General features: G+C 50.0%; 8 protein-coding genes. 2 read left to right on the top strand and 6 right to left on the bottom strand.

The window, feature by feature from the left end; genetic code table 11:
• The first annotated feature begins 470 nt into the window (after positions 1 to 470).
• Positions 471 to 2003, top strand: coding sequence for a hypothetical protein (locus GX135_05260; GenBank protein NLN85497.1), 1533 nt, complete (start codon positions 471 to 473; stop codon positions 2001 to 2003).
• A 302-nt stretch (positions 2004 to 2305) separates the two neighbouring features.
• Here the strand turns inward: GX135_05260 and GX135_05255 are convergent, their stop codons facing one another.
• Genes GX135_05255 through gcvH form a run of 4 tightly spaced genes read right to left on the bottom strand, consistent with a single transcriptional unit; the run spans position 2306 to position 4343 of the window.
• Positions 2306 to 2971, bottom strand: a complete 666-nt coding sequence (locus tag GX135_05255) for a uracil-DNA glycosylase (GenBank protein NLN85496.1) — start codon at positions 2969 to 2971, stop codon at positions 2306 to 2308.
• The gene (locus tag GX135_05250; GenBank protein ID NLN85495.1) at positions 2952 to 3335 is read right to left on the bottom strand and encodes a hypothetical protein; all 384 of its coding nucleotides are present in this window, start codon (positions 3333 to 3335) and stop codon (positions 2952 to 2954) included. Before GX135_05250 ends, GX135_05255 begins: the two co-directional genes overlap by 20 nt.
• Positions 3332 to 3958, bottom strand: coding sequence for a guanylate kinase (gene gmk / locus GX135_05245; protein NLN85494.1), 627 nt, complete (start codon positions 3956 to 3958; stop codon positions 3332 to 3334). Before gmk ends, GX135_05250 begins: the two co-directional genes overlap by 4 nt.
• 4 nt (positions 3959 to 3962) lie before the next feature.
• Positions 3963 to 4343, bottom strand: a complete 381-nt coding sequence (gene gcvH / locus GX135_05240) for a glycine cleavage system protein GcvH (GenBank protein NLN85493.1) — start codon at positions 4341 to 4343, stop codon at positions 3963 to 3965.
• Between the two features lie 181 nt (positions 4344 to 4524).
• Here gcvH and GX135_05235 point away from each other — a divergent pair, with 181 nt between their 5' ends.
• Positions 4525 to 5391 carry a pyridoxamine kinase gene (locus GX135_05235; GenBank protein NLN85492.1) on the top strand — a complete coding sequence of 289 codons (867 nt, stop codon included), beginning with the start codon at positions 4525 to 4527 and terminating at the stop codon, positions 5389 to 5391.
• Here the strand turns inward: GX135_05235 and GX135_05230 are convergent.
• Both GX135_05230 and GX135_05225 read right to left on the bottom strand, forming a co-directional pair.
• A complete protein-coding gene (locus tag GX135_05230) occupies positions 5373 to 6461 on the bottom strand; it encodes an iron-containing alcohol dehydrogenase (protein ID NLN85491.1) in 1089 nt (362 codons plus the stop codon). The two genes, GX135_05235 and GX135_05230, sit on opposite strands and share 19 nt — an antisense overlap.
• Positions 6462 to 6632: 171 nt before the next feature.
• On the bottom strand, positions 6633 to 8363 hold a 1731-nt coding region (locus GX135_05225), incomplete at its 5' end, for a right-handed parallel beta-helix repeat-containing protein (GenBank protein NLN85490.1).

Below are 8363 nucleotides of genomic sequence, written 5' to 3'. Positions count from 1 at the left end.
TTTGGGAAATTCAGCTGGTAGAGTGCCGGGGGAGCAGTTCTTCTTCTTGAATAATATGCCTTAAGGTGTTGTCCGAGGATCTATACAGTTTTGATAAATCGTAGATAATGCATTGGCGTTAACAGAAACCGGGTTCACATTGTTGAGTCCCAAATGTTGGTGTAAAATCCAACTCATTGTTTCTCTGGTTGTTTGAGGGCATCTGCTATCCCTCTTTACTCACAATCTATGTCAGGCCAAACGACCAATTGCATTGTTTTCATCTTGTTAATCCATGTCAAGTTCTTTTCCATCAGAAATCACATCCCCCCGTTTTTTAAACAAGGCAGGAAAGGCAACAGCTGATCCTGCCTTGTTTAAAAAACGGGGGGATGTGATGTAAAAAAATACTTGACTTGAATTGAAGAGATAAAAATATTGTGAAAATGTGGAATAAGACGATATCAAGATATAAAAAAAGGGAGTAAAGCATGAAAAGAAGCCTGTTGCTATTGGTGGTTATTTGTCTGGGACAGTTGCTTTTGGCTGAAGTTTTTCAGATGGGTACAGATGATATAACGCAAAATCTCTTGCCATTTAACTGTGCCATTAATTACGGTTGGACCAAGACACTCTTAAAGGCTGCGGAACTTGAAGCCGCAGGTCTTGAAGGGGAAACAATTATTAGTGGCATCGGGTTTTCCATCCAGGAACAACCCCGTTATTGGATATGGCCGCATCATCGGGTTTTCCTAAGGCATGTTACCTACGATAGCTACACAGATTCAAGGTTGAAGCCGGACAGCACCAACGCGACACTTGTGTATTCCGGTGCCTTGTTAGTGCATGCCAAAGGATGGCAGCAACTCACATTTAGTCAGTCTTTTAGCTGGAATGGCACGGATAATCTGGAGATATTATGGAAAAACCATTCCGGCGTGAGTCAGTCACCATCATATAAATTTGACAGCTATAACTCTGCTAACGGAGAATACCTCTCTGTGTATAAGATAAAAGATGACGAATTTCCATTTACAGATGGTCAAACCTTAAGTAAGCGCCCCATTTTGCAGCTTATTACGCCCATGAAGCCCGAAGCCGCGCTGCCAATTTATCCTCTTGATGGAAGTCCATTTATTGAGGATTCCGCCCTGAGATGGAAAAGCGGAGGCGGTTGTCCAGACAGCTATACAGTTTATTTTGGCACACAGAACCCACCTCCTTTGTTGATTCCAGCGCAAAGTGAGCCGTTCTTTGAACCCGTTGTGGAGCCAGGCACTTGCTATTTTTGGAAGGTAGTGCCTTCAAACGAGAGCGGTTCGCCGAATACTGTTCCTGTTTGGAGTTTCCACACCCCTGCGTCAGACGCGTTGATTGAAAGCTTTGAGGGAAGTAGTTTTCCCCCGTCGGGATGGGGTGCCGTTCCTACAGGTTCTTGGGGTAGAGCGGAAAAATATCCTTATCATGGCGAAAAATATGCTCAGGCTGTTAGTGTGGCAGAGAATGTACATAAAATGTTGTTTACACCCTTGCTTTATATTGATGGCAATACTCCGCTGGAATTTTGTGTCCAAACCAGCAACCAAACCACTGAGCCGATGCTGCAGATTAAGTATTCCTCTGATGCTGAGACTTGGCACAACTTGGGCGAACCCATGAGCGTGGAACATGATTACTGGCAATATATTACGGTGGATTTGAGTGCTTTGGCTGGGCAAACCAAACATCTGGGTTTTGAGGTTTTCAATTCTGCCATTCAGGGAAATTTGAACCTTCAATTGGATCATGTTACCGGACCGCGCCTGGCGGGTCTTTATGAGGTCCCCGCACTTAGAATAAGCCGCAACGCCGGAGGATTGCTTTTAGAGTGGGATGAGGTTCCCGGTGCGCAAGGTTATCGCCTCTATGAATCCACAGACCCCTGTAACTTGGGAACGAATATTTTAAACCTTGGAGCAGGCTCCCTATCCCATCAGGTCGAGCTTGGAGCCAGAGGTTTTTTCAGGGTGACAGCGTTATTTTGAGTGATATTAAGGAAAAGAAAAACCGGTCTGTTTGTGAATCGGTTTTCAGCGTCAGCGAAGAATCCAGGCTTTGGTGATAAGGAATGTTCTTTCAGCAAACCAGACTTTGTAAACTGGCTGCCTGCTCGAACAATCCCGCTATTGCAGACTTATGCGGTCACATAGGCACACTTTAGGTATTACTTCTTGGCTGCTGCCCTTAGTCTTCCTTATGTTTCAAAGGCAACCATAAGGTTGACAAGGGGTTAGGGATTAGCAGGTCTTTTTCAACAGACTCGTTCTATATAATGGAGTGTAAATTTTCAGGACATATCAAGTAGGTGGTCACGGAATATTTTGAGGTCTTCCCAAGCGGGTCTTTTCCAGTTTGGGTTTCTGAGCAGGGCGGCGGGGTGGTAGGTAACGTGGGTTGGTATGTCAAATAAAAGCTGTGTATTTTGGCGGAGCTGACCCAGGCTTTGGTTTGTTTCCAAGAGCGTTTGCGCCGCGACCAGACCGAGGATGAGGATGATTTTTGGCTGGATAATCTGGATTTGCTGGATGAGGTGGGGAAGGCAGGCTTGTCGTTCCGATGCCTGTGGGTCCCTGTTTTTGGGTGGTCGGCATTTCAGGATGTTGCAGATATAGGTTTCGCTTCGTTCGATATCGATGGCGGCGAGCATTTTATCCAGGAGTTTTCCGGCTTCGCCGACAAAAGGTCTGCCCTGTTTATCTTCTTCGGCACCGGGAGCTTCTCCGATAATCATGATGCGCGCCCGGGAGTTTCCTTCGCCAAAAACGCTTTTATTCCGGCTTTGCGCCAAATCACATTTTTGGCAATTGGCACATAGCTGGGCAAGGCTTTGCAGATTTTGCGAGGCAGGTTCCTGGGGCATGAAGATATGTTTGATGCCCAGGTTTTCCATCATTTCGAGGTGTTGACGTGCCACGCGGGCAGGCCGTCTTTTTTCAGTCTTGGTCGTCCTCATAGCTGTCGCCGGGTTTAAAATCATCGTCGTCTGCTTCATCACCAAAGCGCTGGAGAGTGTCGCGCACCAATTCATCGACCTCGGCGTCTTCGTCATAGGTGTCTTCCAAGCCATCATCGTCATCGATAAAAGGAGAAGCGGCTTCTTCCGCGAGCCTGTTTGCCTCTTCAATCTCGGCAAAATAGTCTGGGATTTCATTTTGAGCCACGTGTTCCATTGAAACCACGGCGATTTTATCCCCCAGTTTTTGTCTCACATAGCTGGGCAATTGGCTGAGGCGGTTTGATTCCAGCTTTGCCAGAAGGCAAAAGAGGTAGTTGAGGTCAGATTTTTCCAGAAAGCTTTCGATTTTTTCGTCAATCATTTCATTTTCTCCGTTTTCAGGAAGTCCGCTGCCGGGCTGGGGTAGCGTTCAATCCTGTTTTCTTCCGCCTGGATGATGGCCAAAACTTTTTGCACGGCCAAATCCAAGTCGTCGTTTTCCACCAGATACTCATAATCCGGGATGTATTCCAGTTCTTTTCTGGCGGTTTTGAGGCGTTTTTCAATTTCTTGGGGGGCGTCAGTGTCCCGGTCAATCAGGCGTTGGCGCAAAATTTCCAGCGTTGGCGGCAGGATAAAAATCTTCACGCAGGGCACGCTGGTGGGGTGAATCTGGGCGGCGCCTTGGACATCGATATCCATAATCACGTGTTTTCCCGCGGAAAGGCGGGATTTTATGAAGCTGAGCGAGGTTCCATACCAGCGGTCGAAGACCAGGGCAGTTTCCAAAAAATCGCCGGCTTCCCTGCGCCGCAGAAATTCTTTTTCGTCCACAAAGTGGTAGTGGCGCCCGTTTTCTTCATCTCCCCTGGGCGGGCGGGTTGTGTAGGAAATGGAATATTCCACATCCTGATGCCGCTTTAGCACCTCCTGGAGGATGGTTGTTTTTCCACCCCCAGAAGGCGCTGACAGGATGATGAGAAAGTTTTGGTTTTTTTTCAGCAAAGACTCAGGCTTCAATCAGGCGTTGATAATCCAACGCGCTCATCAAGTTTTCCAATTCATCGGGATTGGAGAGGCGGATGCGGAAAAGCCAGCCGTCTTCATAGGGAGATTCGTTGATGATTTCGGTGCTGTCTTCCGCGTCCTGGTTTTTTTCTTCCACCGTTCCACTGAGGGGGCTGATGAGGTCTTCGGCGGATTTCACCGCTTCGATGATGCCGCAGGGCTGGCCAGCAGAAACTTTGGCGCCCGCTTCAGGAAGCTCCAGATAGACGATGTCGCCCAGTTCGCTTTGGGCAAAATCGGTGATGCCGATGGTGGCGATATCGCCATCCACGAGCACCCATTCATGGCTTTCGTTATAATAGAGATTATCGGGTATATTCATAATATCCTCCCAAAATTAATGGTTTGTTTGGTCAAAACTCCATAAGGCGTTTTTGTGTCAAGCAATTGTTTGGCGGGAGCATTTTTGGCTTGACCAAAACAGGCGGGCAGGCAAAATGGGCTGTGGTTCATGGCTTTTGGCAAGCTCTGCCGACGGAAAAAAAGCCCAGGGAATCCAAGGAATGAAAATGACACACACTCCCGCTAAAAAGATTCTGGCCATACACGATTTATCGAGCTTTGGCCACACCTCGCTGATGGTTTTCATCGCCATTCTATATCGAATGGGGCTGAGGGTTTGCGCGCTGCCCACAGCGGTTCTTTCCGCGAATACGGACTTTCCCGATTCCATCTGGGTGGACCTGGGTGAACACCTGGAAAATTTTGCGCAACACTGGCAGGAACTGGGTTTGGAATTCAGCGCCATCTGCAGCGGATTCTTGGCTTCCGAAAAACAGGCGGAGCTGGTTTCAAACCTGACCCAAAAGCTGCGTGGACCCCAAACCATTGTTTTGACCGACCCCGTGATGGGTGATAACGGCAGGCTTTATGACTGTTTTGGCCCTGAAATGGTGGAGGCGATGCGCGGCTTGATCCGGCATGCCCAGATTGTGACCCCGAACCACACTGAGGCGGCTTTGCTGACCGGGGAAGACCCAAATCTGGAATTGGGACGGGAAGGCATCCTTGAACGCTGCCGCAAAATCGCGGGGATGGGGCCGGAGCATGTGGTGATTACCTCCGTGCCGACCAAAGTTCCAAACAGGCTGGTCACGATGTATTATCACGCAGGAGAGGACAGCATGCAAAGCCATTTTTTCACCGCCAGACCGGGGCATCATCCCGGAGCGGGAGATTGTTTTTCGGCGTTGCTTTTGGGCGGATTGATGAAGGGCTATGGCGTTGAAAATTCTGTGGGGGCGGGGGTGGAAATCTTGTCTGGCTTGATTTCACGGGACCCGCTTCCCGGAGCGGACTGGCGGGAAGGAATCGCTCTGGAAGTGCTGATGCAAATGGATTTGGAGGCTTTTTACCGTAAATCCAGATAGATTTGGCGGATTTGCGGGGCGCTCACTTCCTGGGGATTATTTGCCATGTTGCGGCTTCCCAAAACTTCTTGCACGCTTTTGGCGATGAAATCATCCTCCAAAGGCGGACAGGACGGCAGATTCAGACTTTCCAGCCAAAGCGCGAAACCTTCCAAGCTGGTGTTCAAAGCGGCGAAAAGCGCGTTCAGTTCAACTTTTCTGGCGGGGTAAAACAGTTTTAGCACGGGTAGCATGACCAGGGCGTTGCTGAGCCCGTGGGGCGTGCCAAATCTGGATGTGAGCGGATAGCCCAGCGAATGCTGCAAAGTGGTGCTGCCCTGGGCGATGGTGATGCCGCCATAAAGCGAGGCGCGCATCAGTTTTTCCCTGCCGGAAGCCAGGCTGGGATTTTCCAAAACGGGCTGCAAGTTTTCAAAAATATCCCTGGCGCCGGCGTGGATGAGCGGGTCTGCCAAGGCTTGACGCTTGTTCGAATAGATTCCTTCCAAAAGGTGGGAAAGCGCGTCCAGAGCGGTGTTCAAGGTCACTTGAGAGTTGAGACTGTGGGTGTAAATGGGATTGCAGATTGCCAGGCTTGGAAAGGCAAGAACATGGCCGAAACCGGCTTTGATACCGGTATCAGGATTGGTGAGCACGGAGTATTGGGTGACCTCGCTGCCGGTGCCGGAAGTGGTGGGAATTGCCACCAGGGGGAGCTTGCATTGGAAAAGCTCGGTTTGATAAATCTGGGCGCGCTGTAAAGCGTTTGCCGCAACCAGGGCGATGGCTTTGGCAGCGTCCAGAGGACTGCCGCCACCGATGGCAATCACATAATCGCACTGTTCAGCGCGTAGAAGCTGGGCTCCTGCCATAACGGTGTCCAAACTGGGATTTTCTTCAACCTCATCAAAGTGAGCCCAGGGAATGGCGAAACTTTGCAAGAGTTTTTCAACATCGCCGAGGGCACCGCTTTTTCTGGCACCCACGGGACCGCTTACCAGCAAGGGCTTTGAACCCAGGTTGAATATATAATCCGCCGCCTCAGCAAGGGCATCGGAGCCGAAAAATATCTGGGTGGGAAGATGGAACATGGTGTTTACCTCATTGAAAGTAAGTTTTGCGCCTCGGCTTTTGCGGTCAAGGTTTTTTTGTGTGTACGCTCCTTTTTGGTGGCGACATATAGGTTCAAGCCTCAGGATTTGACAGCAAAAAAATCCCCAGTTTCCCGGGGATAAGGATATTTTTTATGATTTTAAGAAAGATTAGCGAACGTCATGGGCTGTAACGTAATAGAAGCCATGTTTGTCCACCGCTCCTCCCGGGTGCAAAAACCAAGTTTGTTCCAGGTTTGCCTGCAGCAGGTTAAATCCGGAATATGGTTCCTGGGAATAATAGAGGTCATAATAATCAGCTCCCGGAACCTCATCCCAAGAAATGAGGAGGTCAAACCCAGAAGGCGTGAGCGAAAAATCCACCGGAGGGCGTGGTTTGGCGTTTGGATGCACCCAGAAGCGACCAATGGGGCTAAAGGTTTCCAAACCTGTGCTGTCGAAGGCTTTAACCTGCCAATAGTACAAATTGCCGGGGGCGCAAAAGTCTGTCCAAGCGTGGCAGGCAGAAGTCGTGCGCGAGCCGGGGTTCTCAAATCCGGCGGATAAATCCCAATAGACGGTATAGCTTACATAATCTTCCGGGTCGGGGTCAAATGAAGGCTGCCAAAGCAATTTGTTGCTGGTCAGTAGCACAGTTTCGTTGTTCGCCGGTGAAATCAAACCGAAGGGGAGGGGCGCTTCCGGCACAGCGACATCAAACCAGAAATGGCTTTGCAGGCAGGAAGTGGTCTGGTTGTCAAGGTCGGTGGCTTTGACCCTCCAGAAATAGCGGGTGTCGTCGGATAAAACAGAAGATGGCAGCTGAAAGAAAGACTGGTTCAAGCCATTCCAAGTAAGCAAACCTTGATTGAAGCTGGAATTCAAAGCCATTTCCAGTGTGTAAACCACCAGATCCCCAGGGGTGGGGTCGATGGCTTCCTCCCAGTCCAGAAGCGGCGTGAGAGTTTGAACAATGCTGCCATTAGCCGGAGAAATCAGATTGAACCCGGCAGGTGCGTCACCGATGTCGCCTGAGCGCCAGGGGTCGAAAAGAATGTTGTTTGAAACGGCGTTGCCTTCACCGTTGGGATTTGTGCTGTGGTAGGGACCGCTGTGGAAGCCCCACCAGTTGTTGCGGGCATCAATGATCAGCCCGCTATCGTTTTTCACGCCAAAGCTTGTGTTTCCGTAAATGCTGTTTCCGTCGCCCACTTCAGGTCCACCAATTACCGGATTGGCGTTTCCGTTGCAGTGGATTCCCAGCTCGTTGCCGTAGATATAGCATTTTGAGATTGGAGTTGAAGTCCCATCCGTCATAAAAATGCCTTTTACACCATAACGGATAACGCAACCGTCGATGTAGGATGCCTGGGACCGATACAAATAGATGTTGCCGTTGCCACCCGCGTATTCAAGCAGGCAATTGCGCAGATAGGAGCCTTGAACGCCTGAAGGCATGAGTTCGAGCCCGTTCCAGCCATTCGCGGCACCGCTCAGAGAGCTGAAGCTTGCTCCATCCGCCTGAATGCCTGCAGGAGAACCGTAGTGATCACCTATGGTCAATCTTGTGTTTTGTGAGAAAAGGAGCACCAGCCCTGAATTTAGCTTCAAAATGGGAATGTTGCCACCTGCCCCGGCAACTTTGATGTCGCCAGTGATTTCCAAAGCTACGCCGGGATTGCTCCAAACATAGGTCTTGGCTTCGCTCAAGGTGCCACCCGTCAAACGTATCCGGTTGGGGTTGTTGCCGCTATAGCTGCAGCCGGTTCCGTCCACGGCGTCGAAGTTTGTGGAATATAACGTCATGGGATAAGCGCCGTTATTTTCAAAAGAGCTGTTTGTGACCTTGAATCTGCCGCCGGCATCTCCCCTAATGGCAGAACCGGGGTTGTTGCGGAACAC

Source organism: Candidatus Cloacimonadota bacterium, from assembly GCA_012522635.1.
GTDB lineage: Bacteria > Cloacimonadota > Cloacimonadia > Cloacimonadales > Cloacimonadaceae > Syntrophosphaera.
The sequence above is the reverse complement of the archived record's forward strand: the minus strand, read 5'-3'. Positions and strand labels throughout refer to the sequence as shown.